Source organism: Hyalangium ruber (assembly GCF_034259325.1).
GTDB classification, from domain to species: Bacteria; Myxococcota; Myxococcia; order Myxococcales; family Myxococcaceae; genus Hyalangium_A; species Hyalangium_A rubrum.
The window spans coordinates 464,919-490,803 of record NZ_JAXIVS010000001.1 but is presented as its reverse complement, the minus strand read 5'-3'; the positions used below and the strand labels follow the sequence as shown (position 1 = coordinate 490,803).

Genomic DNA, 25,885 nt, shown 5'->3' with positions numbered 1-25,885 from the left:
ACCCTACGGAGTTTGCGCGGGCCTGGGAAGGGCAGGCCCCGCGCGCTCCTTGTTTCTCACTCGCTCAGAAAGCGAGCTACTTGAGCGCCGGAGCGCCCGGCGAGTGGGAGTCGCCCGCGGCCAGCTTCTTGGTGTCGTGGCCGTGGCCCACCTGCGGCGTCTTGAGCTGCACCAGGCCCTCGCCAATGCGCGTGTGGGCCTCCTTGTGTACGTGGTGCGGCTCCTCGGAGCCCTCGCGCTTGTTCCACGGATCCGACGGGTGCGAGACCGGCGCGCCCTTGAGCAGCTTGGGGATGTCGTAGACGAAGCCCTGCCGGTTGTACTCCGGCTTGGTGTGCTCGTTGGTGTCCATGCGGATGGCGTCCTTCGGGCACGCCTCCACGCACAGGCCGCAGACGATGCAGCGCAGCTGGTCGATGACGAACTGGGTGGGGTACTTCTCGATGACGCGCGACTCGCCGTTCGCGTCCACGTGCTCGTACTCACCGGCCTCGATGTAGATGCACTGGGCCGGGCAGATGGTGGCGCACATGTAGCAAGCCACGCAGCGCGGCTTGCCGTCATCTCGAGGAACCAGGCGGTGGAGCCCTCGGTAGCCAGCAGGGTAGGGGACCCGCTCCTCGGGGTACTCCACGGTGGTGACGAGGCTGGTGCCCGTGCGGTCCAGCACCTCTTCCCGCGTGTCGCGCGTGCCGAAGAGGTTGCGCAGGAAGTGGCGGGTGTTGATCGCCAGTCCCTTGAGCAGCTCGGGGAGATAGGACCGCTCGCGGATGTCCGTGCGGGGGTCGTGGCTTGCCTTGTAGGCCATGGGATTCCTTGGTTCGCTTTCTCAGGAAGCCTAGTGAGTGGAGGTGGAGTGCGCACCTGCGTGCGCGCCCGCCGGGGCATGCCCGCCCAGGTTGCTCGTGGCGTGACCGTGCGCCGGAAGCGCGGCGTGGCCGTGAGCCCCCGCCGGCAGCCCGTGCCCGTGGTCGTCGTGACCGGAGCCCAGCGCGCCGTGGCCGTGGCCGTGGCCGCCGCCATGGCCGTGCGACTCCACCGCGCCGCCCTTCGAGGAGAGCGTGAGGGCGATCAGCACGCCGATCTGCAGCAGGCCGAAGAGCGCCAGGTAGCGCAGCGACGGATCCCACAGCACCAGCGCGCCGCTGACGAACACGTTCACCAGGCCCGCGGGCAGCAGCATCTTCCAGCCCAGCGTCTGGATCTGATCGTAGCGGAAGCGCGGGAACGTCCAGCGGATGAGCAGCTGCAGGTAGCAGAGCAGCAGCACCTTGATCCAGAAGAAGGTCCCCAGCGCCGTGGCGTACACCAGCGGGTAGTCGCGCAGCTGGGTGGCCAACCACTCGCCGCCGAAGGGCAGGTGGTAGCCGCCGAAGAAGAGCGCTGCCACCACGCCGGAGAGCACCACCACTTCGACGAACTCCGAGATCATGAACAGGCCGAACTGCATGCCCGAGTACTCGACGAAGTAGCCGATGATCTCCGACTCACCCTCGGGCACGTCGAACGGGGCGCGCTTGGTCTCGGCGAACGCCGCGGCGAAGAAGAGGATGAAGCCCAGCGGCTGCAGGAGGATGCCCCAGGCGGGAAGGCCCAGGTCGAACCCGCCGCCCACGCCCGACCACTGCCACAGGTAGCGCGCCTGGCCCGAGGACTGGCCGGCCTGCACGCCCGCCTGGGCGACCGGCTCGGAGGCCAGGTTGCCGACGATGGTGGGCAGCTGCACCGAGGCGAAGGCGAGCATGATGCCCACCAGCGACAGGCCGAGCGCCACCTCGTAGGAGATCATCTGCGAGGAGGCGCGCACGCCGCCCAGCAGGGCGAACTTGTTGTTGGAGGCCCAGCCGGCCAGCGCCGTGCCGTACACCGCCAGCGAGGCGATGGCGAACAGGTAGAGCAGGCCGAAGTCCGGCGTGGCCACCACCATGTCCACCTTGGCGTCCCACAGCTGCACGCTGGGGCCGGCGGGCACGATGGCGAACAGGGCGAACGCCGGCGCGAAGGCCAGCAGGGGCCCCAGGTTGAAGAGGAACCGGTTGGCCTTCTCCGGAACGAAGGCCTCCTTGGTCAGCATCTTCACGGAGTCGGCCAGCACGAAGGGCAGGCCCGCCAGGTCCATGTTGCGCAGCACCGGCAGGTTGATGCGCGCGCGGTTCGGGCCGATGCGGTCCTGCATCAGCGCGCTCCACTTGCGCTCGGCCAGCGTGAGCAGCGTGGCGATGATCATCACGAAGACGAGCATCAGGAAGATGATGTTCGTCAGCCGGCTGGCCCCGACGAAGAGGTAGTTCTCCGCGAGCGCGCCAACGGCGTAAGCGGAGAGCACCCCGCCGGCGAGCAGGAAGATGATGAGGCCGATGGCGAAGAGAACGGTGAGGACGCGCTTCATTTAGATTCCTCGCACGCGGGGAGCACCGAACTCGCGGTACCCCGGGGGACGACCGTCGGCGCCGGTGGGCAGCGGGTTGATGCCCGGCTTCTCCCGGTCCGGCGGGGACGCCTGATCCCAGTTGAACGAAGCAAGCTCGGCCACCTGCGGGGCCAGCTCACGGAAGACCTCACGCGCGGACGTCCACGCCACCGGGTTGCCCATGGCGCGGCTGAGCTCCGCCACCCAGCGCCAGTGCGACACCGCGTCTCCCTTGGCGGGGTACGCCTTGCGGAAGCGCTGAACGATGCCCTCGGCCTGGACGAAGGTGCCCTCGTCCTCCACGTGGGTGGCCGCCGGCAGCAGCACCGTGGCCTGCGCGGTGACGGGCGACTCGTTGAAGGCCTGCGCCACGAAGACCTCGGCGGCGGCGACGGCCTGAGCGAAGGCCTCCGCGTCACCCGGCACCTCGGTGCCGATGGCGTAGAGCGCCTTCACCTTGCCGTTGTGCAGCGCGGGCGCCAGCTCCTCGAAGGGCTTGAGCGTCAGGCCCAGCCCCTTGGCGATGAACTCCAGGCCCTTGCGGTTGGGGTTCTTGTCCGCCGTCATGAGGTAGTGGTCCGCAGCGCCCTGCGGCCGACCGCCCACGTAGACCGCCTTGGCGCCCAGCATGTTCTTGGCGAAGGACAGGCCCGCCAGCAGGTCCTCGTTGGAGGCCAGCGGCGAGGCCAGCACGGCCAGCTGCGCGGTGTTGGCCACCGGCTGCAGCGCCTGGGCCGCGGCCTTGGCCGCCTCCTGGCGGGTGAGCTCGGGACGGGCCACGTCCTTGCCCTGGGTGGCGCGCCGGCCCACGGAGGCGCTCAGCACGCGGCCCAGGTTCAGGTACTTGTACGAGAGCCGGCCCTGGTCACACATCCAGCTCTTGTTGATCTGCTCGTTCTCGCGCGGGCGGTAGCGGTAGGTGTCCTGCGACATCCAGTCCACGGAGATGTTGCAGCCGCGCGAGCAGCCGGTGCAGACGGACGGGGTGGCCGACAGGAACCACGCGCGCGCCTTGAAGCGGAAGTCGCGGCTGAGCAGCGCGCCCACCGGGCACACGTCCACGGTGTTGAGCGAGTAGTTGCTGTTCAGCTCGTTGCCGGGGAACACGTCGATGCGCTCGTGGCTGCCGCGCCCGAAGACGCCCAGCTGCGGCTCCTTCGGAATCTCGTTCATGAAGCGCACGCAGCGGGTGCAGATGATGCAGCGCTCCTGATCGAGCACCACGTGGGGCCCCAGCACCTTGCGCTTGTTCTTCAGGGCCTTGCCGCCCTCCAGGCGCGAGGGGCGGTAGTCGTACTTCATGTAGTAGTCCTGCAGCTTGCACTCACCGGCCTGGTCGCAGATGGAGCAGTCGACCGGGTGGTTGAGCAGCAGGAACTCCATCACCGCGCGCTGCTGCTCCTTCACCTTGGGCGTGGTGGTCTTCACCACCTGGCCCTCGGCCAGCGGCGTCTGGCACGCCGGCACCAGCTTGGGCGCGTTGGAGGCCTCGATGAGGCAGATGCGGCAGTTGGCCGCGATGGAGAGGCGCGGGTGGTAGCAGTAATAGGGAATGTCCGAGCCGACCTCGCGGGCCGCCTCGATCATGTTCGTCCCCGGCTTGGCCACCACTTCCTTGCCGTCGATGGTGCAGGTGACGAAGCCCGGGTTCTTCGGCGGCGGCGGCTTCGGCGGGCCACCGGCGGGCGGGGGCGGCTTCGGCGGAGTGGTGCTGCTGTGGGCCACCGGCGGGTTGTCCACCTTGGGGCCCGCGGGCGGGTTGGAGGGCTCGGGGCCGATCTTCGCCGCGGGGGTGTCGGTGGGCGCGCCCTTGGGGGGCGGCTGCGCGTCACCGGTCGGCTTCTTGGTGTCGTTGTCGCTCACTGCTCGACCTCGCCGCCGATCATGTTGATCGTGTCAAAGGTGGGAATGAGGTCCGCCAGCATCTTGCCCTCGATGATGTGGGGCACCGCGGACAGGATGGGGAAACCCGGGGCGCGCACGTGGACCTTGTACGGACGGCCGCGCCCGTCGCTCACCAGGTACCAGCCCAGCTCTCCGTTGGAGGCCTCGGTGCAGTCGTAGACCTCACCGGGCGGCACCTGGATGCCCTCCATGACGAGCTTGAAGTGGCTCATCACGCCTTCGATGGTGCCGTACACCTCGGGCTTGGGCGGCAGGGCGATGCGCCAGTCGTCCACGATGATGGGGCCGGCGGGCATCTGCTGCAGGGCCTGGCGGATGATGCTGGTGGACTGACGCATCTCCTCCAGCCGCATGATGTAGCGATCGTAGTTGTCGCCGTGCTCGCCCACCGGCACGTCGAAGTTCAGCCGATCGTAGACCCAGTAGGGCTTCACCTTGCGCACGTCGTAGTCCACGCCGGAGGCGCGCAGGCACGGGCCGGTGTAGCCGAAGTCGATGGCGTCCTCGGCGCTGAGGATGCCGGTGCCCTTCATGCGGTCCACGAAGATGCGGTTGCGCATCAGCAGACCTTCCACCTCGACCAGCAGCTCGGTGATCTTGTCCAGCGACTTGAGGACCTTCTCGCTCCAACCGGTGGGCAGATCGCGGTTGAGGCCGCCCACGCGGCCGTAGCTGGTGGTCAGGCGCGCGCCCGTCAGCTCCGTCACGCGGTCGGTGATGAGCTCGCGGGCCTCGAGCGCCAGGAGGAACGGCGCGAAGCCGCCCAGCTCCAGGCCCGTGGCGCCCACGCACGTGAGGTGATCGTGCATGCGGTGCAGCTCGGAGCCGATGACGCGGATGTACTGGGCGCGCTCGGGGATCTCCAGGCCGATGAGCTTCTCAACAGCGTTGAGAAACCCAAAGTTGTTCATCATCGCCGAGTTGTAGTTGAGCCGGTCCGTATAGGGCAGGCACTGCGTCCAGGTGACGTTCTCGCAGCTCTTCTGGAAGCCTCGGTGGAGGAAGCCGATCTCCGGATCCGCCTTGACGATCGTCTCGCCCTCGAGCTCCACGCGCATGCGCACGGTGCCGTGCATGGCCGGGTGCGAGGGGCCCATGTTGATGTACATCCGCTTCGTCTGGAGGTGCGTCTCCAGCTCCGACTCGTGGGCGTACGCGTCGGTGTCCGGGTTGGGGGCTTCGGGCTGGGGAGCGTGGGGCTTGGAGGGTTCCGACATTGCAGTCCTCAGTGAAGTCCTCAGGCGTGGCCGCTGGTGCCGGGGCCGCGGAAGATGTCCTTGATGGGGCGCTCGGGGATGAGCGGCTGCCGGTCGCGCATGGCGTAGTCCTTGCGCAGCGGGTGGCCCTGGAACTCCTCATAGAGGAGGATGCGCCGCAGGTCCGGGTGGCCCTCGAAGCGGATGCCGTAGAAGTCGAAGGCGAGTCGCTCCCACCAGTTGGCGCCCTTGTAGAGGGGCGTCAGCGAGGGCACCACCGGGTTCGACTCGGTGACGCGCACCTTCAGCCGGACGTGCTCCTTCCGGGTGAGCGAGTAGAGGAAGTAGACGACCTCGAAGCGCGGGTCGTTCTCGGCCAGGTGCAGCCGATCCACGGCATCCACCGAGCCGAAGAGCTTGAAGTTCAGCTCCGGGTCAGTCTTCAGGAACGCCGCCACCTTTGGCAGGTGCTGCGCATGGATGACAGCCCAGGCACCGCCGGCCCGGTCGACGTAGCGCTCCGCGACCGCCTCCGGAAGGTGGGCGGAGACCCTGTCCAACGCGAATGTGCTCAAGGGGGACCCAATGGGAGAAGAATCGGCGGCGTTATAAGGACGCCTCGCCGGGGGCGTCAACGTAAAACCCCCAACCGTGTAGCGCACTTACGCGCGCTAGAAGCACGGATGCACCCCGGGTCCAAACGCACCGGGAGTGGGGGTCCTGGGAGCAGAGGCCCCCTGGTGTTGACCGGGATACCTCCTTCCCCGGTATCCTTTCCATGAAATGAGGAAGTCCTTGAATTACTTCTTTCGGCGCGGGGGGCCGGGCAGATGAGTGCCCAGGCGCTGGGACGGCTGTCGCGCGGGCCCCATCCCGTCCTCTTCCAGCTGCTCTACGAGCCGGGGTTCGCCCAGGATCGCCAGCACGTGCTGCCGCACCTGCTGCGGATCGATGCCGCACATGTCGTGATGTTGGCGCACACCCGCATTCTCCCCAAGGAGACGGCGGCGCAACTGCTGGCGGTGAACCGGGAGCTGGCGGCGCGGCTCGCCGCTGGGGAGTCGCTGTTCGAGCCCCCACCCGTACACCGGGGGCTCTACCTCCTCTATGAGAGCGAGTACATCCAGCGGCTGGGCGGGGAAGTCGGAGGCGCGGCGCATGTGGCTCGCAGCCGGAACGACATCAACGCCACGGTCACTCGCATGCGGCTGCGCGAGGGGCTGCGGGAGGTGCTGGGCGAGGGGCTGCGGCTGGCCGAGGCGCTGCACACGGTGGCGCGCGAGCACTCGCGGACGCTGATGAGCGGCTTTACCCACCAGCAGCCCGCCCAGCCGAGCACCTTCGGCCACTATCTGGCGGGCGTGCTCTCGGAGCTGACGCGCTCGCTGGGGTGGTTGTCGGACACCTGGCCCGGGCTCAACCGCTGCCCCATGGGAGCCGCCGCGGGCGTGGGCACCCACTTCCCCATTGATACGGCTCGGGTGGCGCGGCTGCTCGGCTTCGATGCGCCGGTGGGCAACTCGGTGGACGCGGTGGGCTCGCGCGACTTCGCGGTTCAGGTGCTCAGCGGGCTGTCCCTGCTGGGCACCCTGCTCACGCGCCTGGCCGCCGATCTTCAGTCCTGGGCCAGCACGGCCTATGGCTTCCTCGGCTGGCCGGACGAGCTGGTGAGCACCAGCTCCATCATGCCGCAGAAGCGCAACGCCTTCGTCCTGGAGAACATCCGCGGTCAGGCCACCAAGGCCACCGGCTATCTGATGAACGCGTTGATGGGGCTCAAGAGCGCCCCGTTCACCAACAGCGTCGAGGTCAGCTCCGAGGTGAGCTCCGCGCTGTGGCCGGCCCTGGGCTGCTCGCGCACGGCGCTCACGCTCTCCACGCTGTTGATCTCCCAGGTTCAGGTGAACGCCCCCGCCATGCGCCAGTTCCTGGTGGGCGAGGACACCGTCATGACGGCGCTGGCGGATCACCTGGTGGCCCGCCACGGGCTGGCCTTCCGCTCCGCGCACGAGGTGGTCAGCAAGCTGGCCAGCCGCAAGGTCGAGCCGGATTTGACGCCCGCCACGGCGCGCGCGCTGCTGGAGCCGCTGCTGCGCGAGGTGCTCGGGCGCCCCATCGCGCTCGAGGAGGCGGAGCTGGCGCCCCTGTTGGATCCCGAGGGTTGCATGCGCGCCGCCGCCCATGGCGGGGGGCCTGCTCCCGAGGCCGTGCAAGCACACTTGGAGTCACTCGGAGGCGAGCACGCGCGGTTGCGTGAACGTCTGGCCGGGTGGCAGTCGCAGCTCGGGTCTGCGGACGCCGCGCTGGAAACCGAAAGCGCCGCGTTTCGTTGAAGCTCTCACCCCCCTGGGTACCCTCATGCTCAAGGTCTCGTCCGTCCTGGAATTGATGAAGAACACGCCCCTCGTAGCCCTGAAGGGCCGCGAGGCATCGCGCCCGCGCGCGAGCCTGTGGGCCAAGCTCGAGCTGTCCTTGCCCGGAGCGATGAAGGATCGCGTGGCGCTCAAGGCCGTCGAGGACGCGGAGGCCAGCGGTCGGCTCAAGCCCGGAGGCCTCATCGTGGAGAGCACCTCGGGCACCATGGGCGAGGGGCTCGCGCGCGTGGCCTCGCTCAAGGGCTACGAGCTGATCATCATCACGGATCCGCGCTTGGATCAGTCGTCGGTCAACAAGCTGCGCGCGCTCGGGGCGCGGGTGGACATCGTCGACAACTACCACCCCACGGGCGGGTGGCAGCAGTCGCGCCTGGAGCGGCTGCGCGAGGTGTTGCGCGCCAACCCCGGGGCCTTCTGGCCGCGCCAGTACGACACGCCCTCCAACCCCGAGGCCTACACGTCCGCGGTGGCCACGGAGCTGCTGGAGGCGTTCGGCCCGCGCCTGGGCGCGCTGGTGGGCACGGTGGGCAGCGGCGGCTCGCTGTCGGGCACCGCGGCGGGGCTGCGGAAGCTGTTGCCGGGGCTGCGCGTCGTCGCGGTGGACGCGGTGGGCTCGGTCCAGTTCAACCAGCCCAACCGCCCGCGCCTGCAGAGCGGCCACAGCAACAGCATCATCGCCGGCAACATCAACTACCGCGCCATCGATGAGGTGCATTGGCTGTCGGATGGTGAGGCGTTCGGGGGCTGCTGGGAGCTGGCCCGCCGCGAGGGCATCTTCGGTGGAGGCTCCTCCGGGGCGGCCTACGTCGCGGCGAGCTGGGTGGCCGAGCAGCTCGAGCCGGACCAGCACGTGGTGATCATCATGCCGGACCGGGGCGATCGCTACGGGGAGACCATCTACTCGGAGAGCTTCCTGACCCAGAAGGGCATCGCGGGCGTGCAGGCGGCGGCCCAGCCCATGCGCATCCGCTACGGGGTGGATGTGGCCGAGCGGTGGAGCTATGCGCCCCTGCCGCATGACGGCTCGGTGCCCTACTACGCGTCCACGGTGAAGCGCAGTGTGGACTTGATGCGCGAGTTGGGGTTGGAGTGAGCGGCATGGCCCACGTCGCCTTCGTCGAGAGCAACACCACCGGCACAGGGCGGCTCGTGGTGGAGCGGCTGCTGGCCCGGGGAGACAGGGTGAGCTTCATCACCCATCGGGCGGAGCGCTACCCGTTCCTGCAGCCGCCCCGGCCGCCGAACCTGCACGTCATCACCGCCGACACGAATGACGTGGAGGCGCTGGCGCGGTGCGTGGAGGGGCTCGTGCGCGAGGGGCCCGTGGATGCGCTGCTGACCTTCTCCACCTTCTATGTGCCCACAGTGGCCACGGTGGCGGCCCGCTGCGGGCTGCGCTACCTGCAGCCACGCGCGGCCCATGCCTGTCACCACAAGCACCAGGCGCGCGCCGTGCTGCGCGAGGCGGGGCTGCCGGGGCCGGACTTCCACGTCCTCTCCTCCGAGGAGGAGGCGCGGCACGTGGCGGGGCGGATTCGCTACCCCTGCGTCGTCAAGCCGCCGGCCGAGAGCAGCAGCGCCGGCGTGCGCCGCGTGGAGTCCGCCGACGAGCTGCTCTCCCACTTCCGGGCCCTGCATGGCCGCGCGGTGAACGAGCGCGGGCAGGCGCTCTCCGGCGAGGTGCTGGTGGAGAGCCTGCTGGAGGGCCCCGAGTTCAGCGTGGAGACGATGACGCTCGCGGACGGCTCCACGCGCGTGCTGGGCGTCACCCGCAAGTACCTGTCCCCGCCGCCGCACTTCGTGGAGATGGGGCATGACTTCCCCGCGCCGCTGCCCGAGGCCGAGCGCCAGGCGCTGGAGCAGGCCGTGCTCGCGGCGCTTCGGGCCGTGGGCTTCGACTTCGGGCCGGCCCATACGGAGATCCGTCTTACGCCCACTGGCCCGGTGGTGGTGGAGATCAACCCCCGGCTGGCGGGCGGGATGATCCCCGAGCTGGTGCGTTACGCCACGGGTGTGGACCCGCTGGCCGCCACGCTGGAGCTGGCGATGGGCCAGCCGGTGGACCTGACGCCCACGCGCCGCGAGGTGGCTGCCATCCGCTTCATCACCGCCGAGGTCGCCGGCCAGTTGGTGCGCGTAGAGGGACTCGAAGAGGCCCGGCGTCTGCCCGGGGTTCAGCTCGCCGTGGTGGAGAAGGCCCTGGGCGCGAGCATCCGTCCTCCCGAGAGCGGCATGGATCGGCTTGGCTACGTCATCGCCAGCGGGCCCGTGCGCGAGCAGGTGATCGCCTCGCTGGACGAGGCCCTGGGGCGCATCCGTCTCGTGGTCTCCTGAGCGATGGGCGTGCCCGCCCATGCCGGCTAAGGTGCGCGCCTCGATGAGACAGGTGCTTGGACTGCTCTGGGGCGGGTGGTTGCTGGGGGGCACGGTGGCCGCCGCACAGGAGCCACCAGCCCAAGCGCCCCAGCTTCGCGCGGTGCGGCGCACCTCTTCGGTGAAGCTGGACGGGAAGCTGGATGAGGCCGCCTGGCAGGACGCCCCCGTCTACAGCGAGTTCCGCCAGAGCTTTCCCAACCCGGACACCGCTCCCGGTCAGCGGACCGAGGTGCGCATCCTCCATGATGACGACAGCATCCTCTTCGGCATCATCGCCTATGACACCGAGCCAGCCCTCATCGACCGGCGGCTCGGACGCCGGGATGTGCCGCCCAACTCGGATCTGGTGACGGTCTTCATCGATCCTCGACGCGAGGGGCGCACCGGCCATGCCTTCAGCGTCACCGCCGCGGGCGTGCTCAAGGACAGCCTCATCGTCGAGGACAACCAGTTCGTCGATGACTGGGACGCCGTCTGGGAGGGGGCCGCGGCTCAGCGTCCGGATGGTTGGTCCGCCGAGCTGCGCATCCCCCTGGCGCTGCTGCGCCTGCGAGATACCCCGGTGCAGACGTGGGGCCTGGGCGTGCGCAGGCAGGTGGCGCGCACCCAGGAGATCATCGACTCGACCTTCGTGCCGCTGGGCGCCAATGCGCTGCTGTCCCGTCTGGGGGCCCTCACCGACTTCTCCACGCCGATCCACCCGCAGGTGCTCGAGCTGAGCCCCTATGTGGCCACGCGCCTCATCCGCAGGCCGCAGTTCTCCGATGAGGCCCGGCCCAAGCCTCGGCTGTCGCTGCCCTCGGCGGACGTGGGGCTGGACCTGCGCTGGTCCCCCAGCCGCAGCCTGGACGTGGTGGGGGCTCTCAACCCGGACTTCAGCCAGCTGGAGGCCGATCAGCTCCTGGTCAACCTCAGCAACTTCGAGGTCTTCTTCCCCGAGCGGCGCCCCTTCTTCACCCAGGGTATGGAGCTCTTCCACCCGGTGATGAACAACGAGGGGCGCACCCGGCAGCTCCTCTTCTACTCGCGGCGCATCGGCCTGGACACGCCCATCCTCGGCGCGGTGAAGGTGACCGGCTCGGTGGGGGACAACGTTGTCTTCGGCGTCCTCGACTCGCTGGTGGCGGGCGTGGCCGATCCGCTGAAGCAGGAGGCCTTGAGCCGGGGCGAGTCGCCGGATGAGGAGAACCCCAACCGCGACCTGTACTTCCACCCTCGGCGTCCGCTGCACCTGGGGTTAGGGGAGGAGCTGCCGGCCGAGGAGCCCATCACTCGGAACTTCCTGGCAGCCGTGGGGCGCGGGCGCTTCGGTGGCATTGCCTCGGTGGGGCTGTCCTTCGCGTCGTCCTCGCCCTTCGCGTCGCAGGCCTGTCCCTCCGAGGGCCCCTCGACTCCCGAGGAGGTCTCGCGCTGCCGCCCCACCGGCGGGCATGCCGCCGCGCTCGACTGGACGGTGGGCACCGCTTCTGGAGAGTGGCGCGTGCTGGGGCAGCTCACGGGCTCGCAGGTGACGGGAGGCAGTCCGGATGGAGATCCGCTGCCCGATGGCACCCTGTTGCGCGCGGGGGATCGCGGCCTGGGCACTTTTGTGCGCGCGGGCCTGCTGGGCGGTGAGCCCTTCCGCTTCTCCGTGGGCCACACCTATGCCTCGCCCCGCTTGGAGCTCAACCGCACCGGCTACCTCCAGGCGCAGAACGAGCAGACGGCGGACGTACAGCTCGGGTTCGTCCAGAGCGCGGGCGTCGGGCCCTTCGAGGCGCTCGAGTCGCAGCTCACCCTATTCACGCGGTGGACCACGGACGGGCGCGAAGTGCCGCTGGCCACCCGCGCCATCAACACCTTGGACGTGACGCTGCCGGGCTACCACGCGCTCTCCTTCACCTCGGGCTATGAGACGAAGCGCCAGGACGTGCGGGAGATCTCGGGCACTGGCATCCCCGTGGAGCTGCCTTCGCACCTGTACCTCGCGCTTACCGGCAGCTCGGATCCCCGGCGCGGGGTGGTGGTGGGGTTCGACAGCTTCTACGAGCGCTTTTTCTCGCGCGGGCCCAGTCCCTCGCAGGGCGGTGCTGGCGCGGAGCTGTCCCTCACGGTGACGGCGCACCCCCAGCTGGAGTCCTTCCTGGCGGTGAGCCTCAGCCGCCCCGCCGAGGGCTCGCGCTACCTCGAAACGCTGGGGGAGGGGCGCTTTCTCTTCGGAGAGCTGGAGCCACAGTACTTCTCCCTCACCCTGCGCCAGCTCTGGGTCATCACCCCTCGGCTGACGTTGCAGGGGTATGGCCAGCTCTTCCACGGCTCGGTGCGGGCGAGCGCCTTCTACGAGGCCACGCCCGAGCCGGGCCAGTCCGTGCGACTGGCGGACCTGGTGCGCACCGAGCCGGAGCTGGATCCGGACTTCGACTTCTCGGGCGTCAACCTCAACCTGGTGCTGCGCTGGGAGTACCGGCCAGGGGCCAGTTTCTACGCCGTCTACTCGCGCACCCAGAACGGCCTGCCCACCGACGCGGGCGAGCTGTCGCTGAGCCCCCGCGTGCTGCCCGATGGGCGGCTGTGGCAGGGGCCGGCCACCGACCTCTTCATGCTCAAGTTCTCCTACTGGTGGGACGCCTGAGCCTCAGTCCAGGCGCCAGCGCATCCACCGGGAGACGCCCACGAAGCTCAGGGCCGTGACGACGGCCAGCACCGCCACGTCCAGCAGGAAGCGGGAGCCCGTCTGCCCATCCAGCGCCAGCCGCAGCGCCTCGGCCGCGTAGGTGGGGGGCAGCACCTGGCCTAGCAACTGGAGCGGTCGAGGCAGCGACTCCATGGGGATGAACACGGGCGCGGCCAGCAGCAGCACGGAGATGATGGCGTTGGTGATCGTCACCACCAGGTCCAGATCGCGGATGAGCGAGCCCAGCGCCATTCCCAGCGCGGAGAAGGACAGCGCGCTGAGCGGCACCAGCACCGCCAGCCAGGGGCTGATCTCCAGCCGGATACCGTACAGCAGCCAGCCCGCGAGGATGGGCGTGAGGATGCCGGGGAAGATGATGAGCACCCGGGAGAGGATGATGGAGGAGACGAAGGAGCTCTGGTTGATGGGCAGCGAGGCGTAATAGATGAGCCGCCCGTCCTGCCGCATGAGGCCCACGCGCTGCGCGGTGGTGAGCAGGCCTTCGGTGGCCACGGAGAACACCGCCGCCCCGCTCACGATGTAGAGCAGGCTCGTCCGGTCCTCCAGGCCGCTGCCGATACGCGACAGGCCGAACACCATCGCCACCGGCATGAGGATCGAGAAGACGGTGTTCCACACCCAGGTGTGGCGCACCTCCAGCAGGTGCTCCAGGAACAGGTACTTGAGCGCCACCGCGAAGCGCCGCCAGGACGGGGTGGTGGGCCCAGGCGGTGGCGCCGGAACGGGAGGCAGGGACTCGGGCGCGGCGGGCGTCTCGGCGCGGGTGCGGTCCAGCTCCAGGTAGACCTCTTCCAGCGAGGGGCGGGCCAGGCGCAGGCTCTCGACTCGCTCTCCCAGCTCCTGGAGCACGGCCGCGCTCGTGGGGCCGGAGCGCTCCGGGGCGAGCTGGAGGCGGTAGTGCTGGGGACGCACCTCGCTCAGCGCGCCATAGGCCGCGAGCCGCTCCTGCTCCTCGGCGGTGAGCCGGGCATCTTCCTTGAGCTGGAGCTCCAGCCGCAGGCGCCCGCCCGCCTGGTGCTTGATCTCCTCGGGCGTGCCCAGGGCGATGATGCGGCCCTTGTCCATCACCGCCAGCCGCTGGATGACCTGCTCGGCCTCGAGCACGTTGTGCGTCACCAGCAGGCAGGTGACCCCCTGCTCCCGGTTGAGCCGCTGGATGTAGTCCCAGACGAGTCGGCGGCGGTGCGGATCCAGCTCGTTGGTGGGCTCGTCCAGCACCAGCAGGCGGGGCCGCCCCATCAGCGCCATGCCGAAGCCCACCAGCCTCGCCATGCCGCCGCTCAGCAGGTTGACGAACTGGTTGCGGTAGTCGCCCAGGCCCAGCTCCTCGATGAGCTGTTTCGCCTGGAGGATGGCGTCCTGCTCACCCTGGCCTCGCAACCGGCCGGTGTAGTGCAGCGCGCGCTCCACCTCGACGTAGTTCAGCGCCAGCCCGCCCTGTGGCAGGAAGCCGATCAGCTCCTTGGCGGCCTGCGGATCGCGCACCACGTCCACGTGCTCCAACTGGAGGTGCCCGGAGGTGGGCGGCAGCAGTCCCATGAGCTGCATCACCAGCGTCGTCTTGCCCGCCCCGTTGGGCCCGAGCAGCCCGAAGATCTCGCCACGGCGGATGTCGAAGGACAGCCGATCATTGGCCACCACCGGCTCCTGGCGCGCGCCACGGGCGGGGTAGCGCTTCACCAGCTCTCGCACCACCACCGCGGGGGGAGCGAGCCCGGCCGAAGGCAGGGGAGTGGGAGCCTGGGTGGGCCGCGAACGCGCCTCTTCCGCGATGGCGCTCATAGGGTTTCCGTCTTGGTCACGACCGTCGTGTCCGTGAAGCCGTAGCCGTAGGGGGCGGGCATCAGCTGGGGTGGGCGCTTCAGCCCGTCCGGCAGGGTGGGCAGTTCGAGCGACACGGCGCCGATGCGCAGGCTCCCCGGGTTCGTGCCCCGGAGCCGGAGGGTGAGGGGCACGCCCTCGGGAGGCACCTGCCAGAGGTCCAGCGAGAAGCCCTCGGCGCCAGGCACCAGGGCCTCGGCCGGGACGGGACGGCCCCACACCGTCGCGCCCAGCACCTGGACCGGAGCAGCGAGCTTCACCTGCAGTAGCGCCGCTCCCGGAGGCGGCTCCAGGTGCAGCGTGAGTTCGCGCACCTCTCCATCTTGACGCTCCGAGTCGCGGCGTACGCGGGGGGCCTCCAACGCCAGGGGCGGCACCTCGTGGTGGAGCAGCTCTTCGTCCACCCAGGGCAGTGCCTCCTGGAAGCGGCGCGAGCCAGGAGCGTCCCCCAGCAGCTTCAGGGGCCATTCGCCGTCCACCCGCGCGTCGGCGAGCCAGTAGGCCTTGTGCTGATCCTCGTCCTGCCAGAAGGCGAGGCCATCGGGCCAGGGGTGCTCCGTCGAGGCGCCCACGTGTACCGAGCCCAGCAGCAACAGCACGGCTCCGGCCAGTCCGCTGCCGGCGGCGAAGGGGCGCCAGCGCGCCTGGGCGAGCCAGGAGAACGCTGGCTGCAACAGGCCGAAGAGGAGGACGGCGGGCAGCACCGCGACGCCCACCAGCGTCAACCCGAGCGCGGTGGCCAGCGGGTAGAACGTCGAGGTGGCGATGAGGAGCGCGCCTCCGCCGCACGCGACACGCAGCAGCCAGCCACCCCAGGTGTCACGGCTCGCCTTGGCCCAGGTCCAGGCCAGGGGGGCGGTGAGCAGCAGCAGCCAGGCGAAGAGGTAGCTGCCGCCCGGGAGCAGCCCGGCCGAGGCCAGCGTCAACAGCAGCCAGGGCCACCGGGCTCCCAGCACCCGCTCCTCCTCCTGAAGGCGGCTGGCTCCTATCCGCCAGGAGAGCCCGAAGAGGGCGAGCGTCAGCAGGCCCAGGCCCGCGAGGAACAGCGTGGCCTGATGGGCGTGGTGGTGGGGGAAGGCCTCCAGGCCCGTGAGGGCGCGCAGGGCGAGCCACACCCCGGAGGTGAGCGCCACCGCCACCACGCCGGTGCCCAGCATGAGGCCGGCCGCCAGCGCCACGTTTCCCAGCCGCACCCGACGGGCGCGCACCGCCGCGCTCAGGACGAGAACCTCCGCCACGGCCAGTAGCAGCGCGAAGGGCAGGGCCCACGTCTGGGGGTAACGGAACATCACCGAGCCGACGGGGTTGAAGAAGATGGCCGCCGTGTCTTTGTCAGCGGGGGGCAGGGGCTCGTTCGCCAGCACGCGCACCAGGGCGAGCATGTTCTCCCCGTGGTGCTGGAGGCTCCCACGGTCGAGCGTCTCCAGGCTGTCTCGCCGCGTGTGGTAGTCGAGGAAGCCGTCGATGAAGGCGAAGTTCATCACCGCGCGTCCGGCGCGCCGGAAGACGGTGAGGTCCGTGTCATTGGGCAGGTAGTGGTAGATGGCACTGGCCAGCGAGTTGCCGATGGGGTGGGGCGCGGTCTCCAGGAAGCGCTGGACCAGCCACCCATCGGGAGTGCTCGTCTCGAACAGGATCGACGGGCCGCCCGAGCCACGCGCCTCGAAGTTGAGGGCCACCGTCACATTCTTGAAGAGAGGGTGTTCGCGGAACGCCTCGGCGCCGAGCAGGCCCACCTCCTCCGCATCGGTGAAGAGGAAGAGGACGTCCTGCGCCAGGGGAGGGCCCGCGCGCAGGGCCCGTAGCGTCTCCAGCATCGCAGCCACCGCGGCGCCATTGTCCGCCGCTCCAGGCCCGGTGGGCACCGAGTCATAGTGCCCCGCTACGAGGATGGCCCGGCTGCTGTCGGTGCCGGGCAGGCGCGCGAGGACGTTGGACACGGTGGCGGCGGTGGCCTGCCCAGGCCCATCCGCGCGCACCACCTGCGTCTGCTGCACCTCGGGAGTGACCCCGAGCGCGGTGAGACGGGCGAGCAGCTCCTCGCGCACCTGACGCAGGCGTGCGGAGCCCACGGGTCGGGGCTCGGCGGCTACCCAGCGCAGGTGCTCGTCCGCGCGCGCGGCGGAGAACTCCGTGGGCGGAGCATCGAGTCCCCGCGCGGGAGGCGGGCGGTGGGTGGCCACCGCGAGCACCACCGCCGCCAGCAGGTGTACCACCAGGCTGCCGCGCCGCACGCTACCCACGAGGAGGGAGGAAGAGGTCATGGGCTTCAGCTCAGGCCGCCGTCGCGGGCCGGGCGTCGGGCTCGGTCAGCGGGGCTGGCTGCTTCGCGGGCAGCGCTTGGTAGAGGAACAGCGCGGGGTAGAGGAGGAAGAGGTGCCAGAAGGACACCTTCATCGTCAGGCCGACCCCCACGTGGAACAGAATGGCCATCAGCGCCATCGGCCGGGGGACACGGCCCAGCAGCAGCGTCGCGGGAAGGAAACCGAACTCCAGCACGCCGGCGTAGAGGTTGAAGGCGGTGAAGAGCTCGGGCACTCGCGTCAGCTGCATGCCGAACTCCGTGCCGACCTGCGCCGTCTGGATGAGCGGCGTCTGGCCGAGGATGAACCACACGAAGCCGCTGTTGAGCACCTTGGAGAGGCCGGCCTGGAAGTAGAGCACCGCGATGTAGAGCTGCATGAAGGCCATGCCGAAGGAGGCCAGCTGCCGCTCGCTCAGCTCGGAGCCGGGCGCCGTGGAGCGCCGCCGGGCATCCAGCGACCAGCGCGCCCCGGCTGGGCAGAAGCAGAGCGCCCACAGGAAGAAGTTGAGGTGCGTGTTGTAGACCCACGTGGGCCGGCTGAAGCAGGCGACGTAGTAGTTCCACACCGCGAAGAGCACCGAGAAGGCGATCGCCGCCGCCCGGGTGCGGTAGCCGAGCGTGAACAGGATGCCGGCCACCACGGTGGCGCCCTCCAGCACCCACAGCCCTGTGCGGTCCAGCGGGGGGACGAAGGCGAAGAGCGGGCTGGGCGAGTAGAGCAGCTCGCGCGTGTCCAGGAGGAAGCGGTGGTAGGGCTCGAGCACCACGTAGGCGACGGTGACGAGCCCCAGGGCGATGCGCATCAGCGCCAGCCGCGTGAGGGGCTCGTTCTGCTCGAAGAGGGCGCGGTGGACGTGCGCGCGCAGGCGGTGCGTGAGGCTCATGGCGAAGGCGTGCCGCTCTCGCGGTAGGAATAGAGGAGGCGCGTGCCCTCCGGCGGCAGGGGCTCTCCGTAGCGGTACTTGCGGTAGTCCAGTTGATCGACGGTGACGTCGAGCCCCACGAAGCGCGCGCCGGGCGAGGGCTGGGCCGCGGGGTAGAACTCATCGAACTCGGGCCAGGGCTCGCCGTTGGTCCACTTCAGGATGAGCTGGGCGAAGCGCTCCTGCCGGTCGTGCAGGTCTCCCTCGGGCAGGTAGATGCGGGCCATCACATCCACGGCCACCCAGTAGTCCAGTGGGACGGCGTTCCAGACGTAGACCTCCGTCTTCTTCCCGGTGTCCTCGTGGAGCACCACCCGCATCACCTCCTGGTCCCAGGAGGCGACGTAGTTGAAGAAGGCGTTGTCGGCGAAGGGCCAGTTGGACTCGCGCAGCGCCACCGTGTGGAAGAACTGGATGAGCATGAAGGCGGTGAGCAGCGCCACCAGCGCGCCCTTCACCTTCGGGCTCAGGCCGGCTCCCGTCTGGGTGCCGCCGCTCATGCGGCCTCCTGCCCGCTCGGAGACGGCGGGGCCCGCAGGGCGATGATGCGCTTCTCCATGCCCCGGATGGTGCGCTCGCGCAGCAGATCCTTGAGCGCGACACTCACTCCGAATGCTTCATTCACCTTCGCCAGCAGCTGGATGGCCCGGATGGAGTGGCCGCCCAGCTCGAAGAAGTCGTCCGTGATGCCGATGCGCTCCAGCTCCAGCACCTTGCACCAGAGGCCCGCGAGCCGGTGCTGCAGCTCGGTCTGCGGAGGCACATGCTCGTGGTGTACGGGGCCGAGCGGCAGCTCCGGCAGCGCGCGCTCATCCACCTTGCCGCTCTCGGTGAGAGGCAGGGTGGGCAGGAAGCGGTAGTGCTCGGGGATCATGTACTCGGGGAGGAACTCGCGCAGGCCCAGGCGCAGCGCCTGTCCGTCCACGGGGCTCCAGGTGTATTCCTCCGGGGGCGAGTGCGGGTGCTCCATCCACACGCTCGGATCGTGGTACTCGCCCACGCCCGCCTCCACGTCGATGCGCACCGGCAGCAGCGCCTCGCGCACGGGGTGGTTCCCGGAGGCGGTGAAGCTCTGCCCGGACCAGCGCTGCCAGTCCGCCAGGGGGGCGACGACGTGCTGCGAGCGCGGCTCCACGCGGAGGATTCGCGCACCGAGCCGCTCGTGGGTGCGCAGCCAGTTGTCGCGCAGCAGCCCGTCCTCGCGCCGCTGGTGGCAGTACACCTCCAGATCCAGCTCCGGGTGCTCCACCTTGCCCACCGGCCGCACCGCCACCACCAGCCGCTCCAGCTTGTGGACGTGGCCGAGGTTCTTCAGCGCGCGCAGCATGAGGGCGCTCAGGCCCTGGCCGTGGACCCCCTGCGCCACCACCACGGTGAGCATCAGCAGGGTGTTGGGCCGGGCCTCGCGTCCGGAGTGCGAGAAAGCCCGCTCCAGCGCCTCATCCCAACCCCGGGGCAGGCCCTCGGGAGAGCCGTCCCAGGCGAAGGGGATGGCGTTGCCGACGCCCACCACGGCGCCCTGCTCGTTCACGAGGGCGAGCTGGTAGTCGGGGAACTCGGTGGCCAGGCGCGGCCACAGCTCGCGCACGGCGCGGTTGGCCAGGAAGTACTCCGGCCAGCTGTCGGCGTGCAGCGCATCCATGGGCCGCCGCAGCTCGGGGCGCTGGGCCAGGGTGTAGAGGCGGTGGGCGGTGTCTCCGCGCAGGCGGCTGAAGCGCTCGCGCAGCTCCACGTAGGCCACCAGCGTGTCGCCCCCGCCAGGAAGTGGCTGGTGCCGCACCACGCCGCGCGCCACGGGCGGCAGCGCGGTGAGCCGGCTCTCCACTTCCTCCAGCTCCACGCGGTTGCCGCGCACCTTCACTTGTTTGTCCACGCGCGCCACGAAGTGCAGCGTGCCTTCGTCCGAGTACCGCCCCAGGTCGCCCGTGCGGTACATGCGCGAGCCCGGCACGGTGGCGTACGGATCCGGGATGAACTGGAGCGCCGTGCGCACCGGATCCCCCGAATAGCCGCGGGCCAGGCCCGGAGAGCTGACGAACAGCTCGCCCTTCACCCCTGGCGGCACGGGCTGCAGGTGCTCGTCGAGCACCCGTACCTGGGTGTTGGCCAGCGGCCGACCGATGGGGACGATCTCCGCGTCCACGGGCTCGGCGCAGTCGAAGCGCGTGGCGTCCACCGTCACCTCGGTGGGCCCGTAGTGGTTGACCAGCCGGCACGGGAACGTGGCGCGGAAGCGATCACGCAGCTCGCGCGTGAGGTAGGCCCCGCCGCAGATCACCACGCGGAGCGAGGGCAGGGGAGGCAGCCCGCCCGCGCGCTGGGCCTTCACGAGCGCGTCGAGCATCAGCGGCACCGTCTGGAACACCGTTACGCCGTGGCGCGCCACCCGTGCCGCCAGCCGCTCGGGAGACTTGCCCTCGCCCGCTTGTGGCAGCACCACCCGCGCGCCCACCGAGAGCGGCCAGAAGAGATCCAGGATCGAGGCGTCGAAGTCGAACGGGGTGATGAACAGCACCGCGTCCTTGGCGCCCAGGTCGTAGTCCCGCTGGGTGGAGTCCAGCAGGTTGTGCAGGCCTCGGTGAGCGATCTCGATGCCCTTGGGCGTGCCCGTCGTTCCGGACGTATAAAGGATGTAGGCGAGCTGGTCCGCCAGCACCTCGCGCGCGGGTGTACCCGTCGGGAGCTTCGCCACCTCCGCCGCGTGTACCTCCATGCGCACCACGCCCTCGCGCCCCTGGAGCACCGGGGCGTCGAGCGCGCCGTGGGTGAGCAGCAGTCTCGCGCCGGAGCGCTCGAAGACGTGGGCCTGCCGCTCCGCCGGGTGATCCGGATGGAGCGGTACATAGGTGGCCCCAGCCTTGAGCACCGCGAGCATGGCGGTGACCATCTCCACCGAGGGCTCGAACAGCAGCGCCACCCGCTCCTCGGCGCGCACGCCGCGAGCGATCAGCCAGTGCGCCCAGCGGTCCGAGGTCTCCTCGAGCTGACGGTAGGTGACCTGGCCGTGCTCGGACTCCAGCGCCACCGCGTCCGGGGTGCGCCGGGCCTGCGCGGACAGGCGCGTGTGGATTCCGCCCGGCTCCGGGGCCAGGGGCAGCTCCGGGCCCGCGAGGCGCCGCAGCGCCTGTTGCCCGTCCTGTTCGGACAGCATCCGGTAGGCCCACAGCGGCTTGCCGGGCTCGCGTACCACCTGGTCGGTCAGCGAGAAGAACTGCTCCAGCATCCGCTCCGCGCTCGCGCGCAGGAACAGGTCCTTGTTGTAGTTGAGCTGCACCAGCGTGTCTTCGCCGAGCTGGTCGACGACGTAGGTGAGATCGAAGCGCGCGTTCTGGAACTCGGGAGATTCGAAGTTCGTGAAGCGCAGCGCCAGCTCCCCGAAGGACAGCTGGGACATGAGCCGCGTCTTGTTGTTCTGCACCCCGTACATCACCGAGAACAGTCGGTTGCGCGACAGGTCCAGCTGGGGGTTGACCTCCTGGATGGCCAGGACGCTCGGGTACAGGTGGTTCTCGTACGCGTCGATCGAGGCCTCGCGCGTGTACTGGAGCAGCTCCAGGAAGCTCAGCTCCCGCTCCAGCCGGCAGCGCATGGGCATGGCGGTGGCGAACAGGCCAAGCATGGGCTCCATCGCCGCGTCGTCCCGGTTGGCGATGGGCGTGCCGATGACGAAGTCCCGCTGCCGCGACAGCCGGTGCAGCTGAAGGTTGAGCACCGCCAGGTAGAAGATGAACGGGGTGACGTTGTGCTCGGCCAGGAAGGGCGCCAGACGCGCCATCGTGGCGGCCGGGACCTGGCTGGAGACGGTGTCTCCGTTGAAGGTCTGCAGGTGCGGGCGCGGGAAGTCCGTGGGCAGATCCAGCGCCGGAGGCACCGGGGTGAGCTGTTTCAGCCAGTACTGGCGCTGCGGCTCCAGCCGCCCGCTGGCCAGGGCGCCCTGGAGCCAGTGCGCATAGTCCGTGTACTCGACCTTCAGCTCGGGCAGCTCCGGCTCACGGCCGCTCGTATAGGCGCGGTACAGCTCGGCGAGCTCGCGCGCCATGTTCATCGTCGACACCTCGTCCCAGACGATGTGGTGGGTGACGAAGACGAACTGGAAGCGCTTGCCGGGGAACTCCAGCAGCTTCAGCCGGAAGACGGGGGCGCGCTTGAGGTCGAACGGCGCGTTGTTCAGCTCGGAGACGCGGCGCTCCAGCTCCGCGTCGACTTGCTCCTCGGGCACGTGCCGGCAGTCGACGTAGATGTCCTCCCGGGTGATGTCGAGCCGGGGCAGCACGCGCTGCACGGGCTTGCCATCCACGTAGCCGAACCAGGTGCGCAGCGCGGAGTGGCGGGCGATCAGCGTCTGCCAGGCGCGCACGAAGGCCGCCACATCCACCTCGCCCACGAGCTGCACGTCGCTGACGTTGACGTTGTAGAGCGCGCTCTGCGGCTCCAGCTCGAACATGTACCACTCGGGCAGCTGCACCGTGGACAGCGGGGCGTGCTCCTGGGGCGGCAGGCGCACCAGCGGGTGCTCCAGGAAGAGCGCGCTGCCAGGGCGATTGCTGCGCGCGTCGATGCGCCCGGCCACCTGCGCCACCGTGGGGCCCTCGAAGACCTCGCGGATGCTCAGCTCCACGCCCAGCGCGGTGCGCAGCCGGGAGATGAGCTGGATGGCGGCGAGGGAGTGGCCTCCCAGATCGAAGAAGTTGTCGTCCGCACCCACCCGGTTCACCCCGAGCAGCTCCTGCCAGAGCGCGGCCACCTGTTGCTCCGTGGGCGTGCTCGGCGCGAGGTAGGCGCGGGCGGGCGCGGCCTGATCACCGGAAGGGGCGGGCAGGGCCTTGCGGTCCACCTTGCCGTTGAGCGTCAGCGGCAGCGCCTCCAACTGCACGAAGGCCGACGGCACCATGGCCGTCGAGAGCTGGGCCTTGAGGAACTCGGCCAGCTCGTGCGGCGCGGCGGGCGGCTGCCCCTCGCGCGGGGTGACGTAGGCGACGAGCCGCTTCTCCTGCCCGCCATCCTGGCGCGCCAGCACCACGCAGGTGCCCACCCCGAGGTGCTTGCGCAGCGCGGATTCGATCTCGCCGATCTCAATCCGGATGCCTCGGATCTTCACCTGGTGATCGCTGCGGCCGAGGAACTCGATCGTGCCGTCGTTGCGGTAGCGCACCACGTCACCGGTGCGGTACAGGCGCGCCCCCGGCTCGGTGGAGAACGGATCCGGTACGTAGATGGTGGCCGTGCGGCCGGGATCTCCCAGGTAGCCACGGCCCACGCCCACGCCGCCCACGCACAGCTCGCCGATGACGCCCACCGGTACCGGGCGCTGCCACGGATCCAGCACGTAGATGCGCAGGTTGGGCAGGGTGCCGTTGATGGGCATCCACGGGTAGCGCGTGGGCGGCGACACCAGCATCTTGTAGTGGGTGACGTCGTCCGAGCACTCGGTGGGCCCGTAGGCGTTCACCATGGGGATGTGCGGGTAGAGCTGGAACCAGCGCACGCACAGATCCGAAGGCAGCGCCTCGCCATTGAGGAAGAACCAGCGCAGCGCGGACAGGTCATACGAGGCCTTGCGCGCCTCCAGCTCCTCCACGATGAGCTTCATGTGGGAGGGCACCGTCTCCAGCAGCGTGACGCCGTCCTGTGCCATCTGCCGCAGCAGCTGCACGGGCTCCCAGGCCTTCTCGTCCCGGAAGACGGCGGTACACCCACCGACCAGCAGCGCGCACAGGAACTGCCAGATGGAGACGTCGAAGCTCTGCACCGCCACCTGTGCCACCACATCCTGGGGGCCGAGGGCCAGGTCGTCCACCTTGGCCAGCAGGTGGTTCTTCATGCCCCGGTGCTCGATCATCGCGCCCTTGGGCAGGCCCGTGGAGCCCGAGGTGAAGATGACGTAGGCGAGCCCCTTCGGATCCACCCGGTGCTCTGGATTGCGCGTGGGATGGCCGGCGCCCAGCAGCGCCGCCACGTCCAGCACCGGGCTCGCTGGGGTTAGCTCGGTCGCTCGGGCCAGGTACTTCTGCTCGGTGAGCACCCACCCGCAGCCGCTCTGCTGGACGATGGTGGCCAGGCGCGGGTTCGGCAGCGCCGGATCGAGCGGCACGTACACCGCGCCCGCCTTGAGGATGCCCAGCAGGCTGATGAGGTACTCGTTGCCGCGATCCTGCAGCACGCCGACGATGCGCTCGGGCCCGGCTCCCTGGGCCTGGAGGGCGTGCGCCACCTGGTTGGCTCGGGCGTTGAGCTCGGCGTAGGTGAGCGCCTGGCCCTCGCACACCACGGCGCGAGCCTCGGGCGTGCGCGCCACCTGGGCCTCGAACAGCTCGCAGAACAGGCCTTCCTGTTCCGAGGGCCGCTGCGTCTGGTTCCAATCGACCACGAGCTGCTGCTGCTCGGGGGCGGTGAGCAGGGGCAGGGCGGACAGCCGCGTCTGCGGCTGGGTAACGGCGCCGGAGAGCAGCACCTCGAAGTGGCCCACCATCCGCGCGATCGTCTCCGCGTCGAACAGGTGCGCGTCGTACTCGACCGTACCCTTCAGGCCGTGCGCGCCTTCCTCCATCGTGAAGAGCAGATCGAACTTCGCCGTGCCCGTCTCCAGGTCGGCCAGCTCCAGCGCCACGCCCGGCAGTTGCAGGGCCTGATCCGGCGAGGGCTGCAGCTCGAACATCACCTGGAACAGGGGGCTGCGCGTCAAATCCCGCTCGGGCTGCACGGCCTCGACGACGCGATCGAAAGGCGTGTCCTGGTGGGCATAGGCCTCCACCGTACCCTTGCGCACGCGCTCCAGCAGCTCGGTGAAAGGCACGTCTCCCGTCAGGTCCGTGCGCAGCGCCAGCGTGTTGACGAAGAAGCCGATGAGCCCCTCGAGCTCCGGCCGGTTGCGGTTGGCCACACTGGTGCCCACCACGATGTCGTCCTGCCGGGTGTAGCGCCACAGCAGGGCCTTGAAGCCCGCCAGCAACGTCATGAACAGCGTGGCCCCGCGCCGCCGGCCCAGCGCGCGAAGCCCCTCGGTCAGCTCGCGCGACAGCCGCAGGTGGTGGCGTGCTCCGCGCGAGCCCTGGGCTCCGCGCGGCCGGTCCGTCTTCAGGTCCAGCGGCTCCACGCCCGAGAGCCGCTGCTTCCAGAAGCGCAGGTGCTTCTCGAGCGCCTCGCCCTGCAGCCACTTCCGCTGCCAGGCGGCATAGTCCACGTACTGGATGGGCAGCGGCTTGAGCGGCGAGGGCCGCCCCTGGCTGAAGGCTCCGTACAGCGCCGCCAGCTCCTTGAAGAACACCCCCACCGACCAGCCATCCGAGGCGATGTGGTGCATGGTGAGCAGCAGCACGTGCTCGGTGGGGCTCAGGCGCAGGAGCTGCGCGCGCATCAGCGGGCCCTGGGCCAGGTCGAAGCCTCGCCGCGCCTCCTGGCCACCCAGTCGCTGCACCTCGTGCTCGCGCGCCTCGGGCTCCAGGTTCGACAGGTCCACTACCGGAAGGGGGAGCTGCGCGGTGGGGGCGATGAGCTGCATCGGCACCCCCTGCTCCAGGGTGAAGGTGCTGCGCAGGGCCTCGTGGCGGGCGATGATCTCGTTGAGGCTGCGCTCGAGGGCCGCCACGTCCAGGCGCCCCCGCATGCGCAGCGCGCCCGAGACGTTGTAGAGCGGGCTGCCAGGCTCGAACTGATCCAGCACCCACAGTCGCTGTTGCCCGAAGGAGAGGGGGAAGCTCGTCCGTTTCCGCTTGGCGGGTGGGGCGGTCTGCTCCCCTGGCCGAGGGTCCTGGCCCTGCCGCGGCTGCGCCTCGTTCCCGTCTCGTCGCTGAGTCATTTCGGGGCGGCATCCTCCCTACCGGCCTTTCCCTCGTCAACGCGCCCCGAGTGTTTGGAGACCGAGGAGGCAAGGCTAGGCAGCCTTGGGAGGGGCCGCTATCAT

Annotated in this window: 14 protein-coding genes; 4 read left to right on the top strand and 10 right to left on the bottom strand. The window is 69.9% G+C overall.

Features of this window, described 5'->3' with window-relative positions:
* Positions 1 to 76: 76 nt before the first annotated feature.
* Genes SYV04_RS02005 through SYV04_RS01985 form a run of 5 tightly spaced genes read right to left on the bottom strand, consistent with a single transcriptional unit; the run spans position 77 to position 6,071 of the window.
* The gene (locus SYV04_RS02005; RefSeq protein ID WP_321543849.1) at positions 77 to 808 is read right to left on the bottom strand and encodes a NuoI/complex I 23 kDa subunit family protein; all 732 of its coding nucleotides are present in this window, start codon (positions 806 to 808) and stop codon (positions 77 to 79) included.
* Positions 809 to 838: 30 nt separating this feature from the next.
* Positions 839 to 2,389 (bottom strand): complex I subunit 1/NuoH family protein, encoded by a 1,551-nt coding sequence (locus SYV04_RS02000; RefSeq protein WP_321543848.1) that lies wholly within the window; start codon positions 2,387 to 2,389, stop codon positions 839 to 841.
* Entirely contained in the window at positions 2,390 to 4,273 is a 1,884-nt protein-coding gene (locus SYV04_RS01995) for an NADH-quinone oxidoreductase subunit G (protein ID WP_321543847.1), read from the bottom strand.
* A complete protein-coding gene (locus SYV04_RS01990) occupies positions 4,270 to 5,532 on the bottom strand; it encodes an NADH dehydrogenase (quinone) subunit D (RefSeq protein ID WP_321543846.1) in 1,263 nt (420 codons plus the stop codon). The genes SYV04_RS01995 and SYV04_RS01990 overlap by 4 nt, the downstream gene beginning before the upstream one ends.
* A 20-nt stretch (positions 5,533 to 5,552) precedes the next feature.
* Positions 5,553 to 6,071 (bottom strand): NADH-quinone oxidoreductase subunit C, encoded by a 519-nt coding sequence (locus SYV04_RS01985; protein WP_321544466.1) that lies wholly within the window; start codon positions 6,069 to 6,071, stop codon positions 5,553 to 5,555.
* Between the two features lie 270 nt (positions 6,072 to 6,341).
* On the opposite strand from SYV04_RS01985, the gene argH reads away from it, so the two are divergent.
* From argH to SYV04_RS01965, 4 genes are read left to right on the top strand one after another with little or no spacing between them, the layout of a single operon-like run.
* On the top strand, positions 6,342 to 7,844 hold the full coding sequence (argH, locus tag SYV04_RS01980; RefSeq protein ID WP_321543845.1) for an argininosuccinate lyase: 1,503 nt from the start codon (positions 6,342 to 6,344) through the stop codon (positions 7,842 to 7,844).
* A 25-nt stretch (positions 7,845 to 7,869) separates the two neighbouring features.
* Positions 7,870 to 8,979, top strand: coding sequence for a cysteine synthase family protein (locus tag SYV04_RS01975; RefSeq protein ID WP_321543844.1), 1,110 nt, complete (start codon positions 7,870 to 7,872; stop codon positions 8,977 to 8,979).
* A 5-nt stretch (positions 8,980 to 8,984) separates the two neighbouring features.
* On the top strand, positions 8,985 to 10,220 hold the full coding sequence (locus SYV04_RS01970; RefSeq protein WP_321543843.1) for an ATP-grasp domain-containing protein: 1,236 nt from the start codon (positions 8,985 to 8,987) through the stop codon (positions 10,218 to 10,220).
* 43 nt (positions 10,221 to 10,263) lie between these two features.
* A complete protein-coding gene (locus SYV04_RS01965; RefSeq protein WP_321543842.1) occupies positions 10,264 to 12,873 on the top strand; it encodes a carbohydrate binding family 9 domain-containing protein in 2,610 nt (869 codons plus the stop codon).
* A 3-nt stretch (positions 12,874 to 12,876) separates the two neighbouring features.
* On the opposite strand, the gene SYV04_RS01960 is transcribed toward SYV04_RS01965, so the two are convergent.
* Genes SYV04_RS01960 through SYV04_RS01940 form a run of 5 tightly spaced genes read right to left on the bottom strand, consistent with a single transcriptional unit; the run spans position 12,877 to position 25,780 of the window.
* Positions 12,877 to 14,718 carry an ABC transporter ATP-binding protein/permease gene (locus SYV04_RS01960; RefSeq protein WP_321543841.1) on the bottom strand — a complete coding sequence of 614 codons (1,842 nt, stop codon included), beginning with the start codon at positions 14,716 to 14,718 and terminating at the stop codon, positions 12,877 to 12,879.
* Positions 14,715 to 17,021, bottom strand: a complete 2,307-nt coding sequence (locus SYV04_RS01955; RefSeq protein ID WP_321543840.1) for a M20/M25/M40 family metallo-hydrolase — start codon at positions 17,019 to 17,021, stop codon at positions 14,715 to 14,717. Before SYV04_RS01955 ends, SYV04_RS01960 begins: the two co-directional genes overlap by 4 nt.
* A 10-nt stretch (positions 17,022 to 17,031) precedes the next feature.
* Positions 17,032 to 17,946: an HTTM domain-containing protein gene (locus tag SYV04_RS01950; protein WP_321543839.1), complete on the bottom strand. Its 915-nt coding sequence runs from the start codon at positions 17,944 to 17,946 to the stop codon at positions 17,032 to 17,034.
* The gene (locus tag SYV04_RS01945; RefSeq protein ID WP_321543838.1) at positions 17,943 to 18,485 is read right to left on the bottom strand and encodes a hypothetical protein; all 543 of its coding nucleotides are present in this window, start codon (positions 18,483 to 18,485) and stop codon (positions 17,943 to 17,945) included. The genes SYV04_RS01950 and SYV04_RS01945 overlap by 4 nt, the downstream gene beginning before the upstream one ends.
* Positions 18,482 to 25,780, bottom strand: a complete 7,299-nt coding sequence (locus SYV04_RS01940) for a non-ribosomal peptide synthetase (protein WP_321543837.1) — start codon at positions 25,778 to 25,780, stop codon at positions 18,482 to 18,484. The genes SYV04_RS01945 and SYV04_RS01940 overlap by 4 nt, the downstream gene beginning before the upstream one ends.
* Positions 25,781 to 25,885 lie beyond the last annotated feature (105 nt).

Bases quoted from the DNA above. Each gene is read 5' to 3' on its own strand.
- SYV04_RS02005 (WP_321543849.1), bottom strand. From the start codon at position 808: ATGGCCTACAAGGCAAGCCACGACCCCCGCACGGACATCCGCGAGCGG.
- argH (WP_321543845.1), top strand. From the start codon at position 6,342: ATGAGTGCCCAGGCGCTGGGACGGCTGTCGCGCGGGCCCCATCCCGTC.
- SYV04_RS01975 (WP_321543844.1), top strand. From the start codon at position 7,870: ATGCTCAAGGTCTCGTCCGTCCTGGAATTGATGAAGAACACGCCCCTC.
- SYV04_RS01945 (WP_321543838.1), bottom strand. From the start codon at position 18,485: ATGAGCGGCGGCACCCAGACGGGAGCCGGCCTGAGCCCGAAGGTGAAG.
- SYV04_RS01990 (WP_321543846.1), bottom strand. From the start codon at position 5,532: ATGTCGGAACCCTCCAAGCCCCACGCTCCCCAGCCCGAAGCCCCCAAC.
- SYV04_RS01950 (WP_321543839.1), bottom strand. From the start codon at position 17,946: ATGAGCCTCACGCACCGCCTGCGCGCGCACGTCCACCGCGCCCTCTTC.
- SYV04_RS01965 (WP_321543842.1), top strand. From the start codon at position 10,264: ATGAGACAGGTGCTTGGACTGCTCTGGGGCGGGTGGTTGCTGGGGGGC.
- SYV04_RS01960 (WP_321543841.1), bottom strand. From the start codon at position 14,718: ATGAGCGCCATCGCGGAAGAGGCGCGTTCGCGGCCCACCCAGGCTCCC.
- SYV04_RS01940 (WP_321543837.1), bottom strand. From the start codon at position 25,780: ATGACTCAGCGACGAGACGGGAACGAGGCGCAGCCGCGGCAGGGCCAG.
- SYV04_RS02000 (WP_321543848.1), bottom strand. From the start codon at position 2,389: ATGAAGCGCGTCCTCACCGTTCTCTTCGCCATCGGCCTCATCATCTTC.
- SYV04_RS01955 (WP_321543840.1), bottom strand. From the start codon at position 17,021: ATGACCTCTTCCTCCCTCCTCGTGGGTAGCGTGCGGCGCGGCAGCCTG.
- SYV04_RS01970 (WP_321543843.1), top strand. From the start codon at position 8,985: ATGGCCCACGTCGCCTTCGTCGAGAGCAACACCACCGGCACAGGGCGG.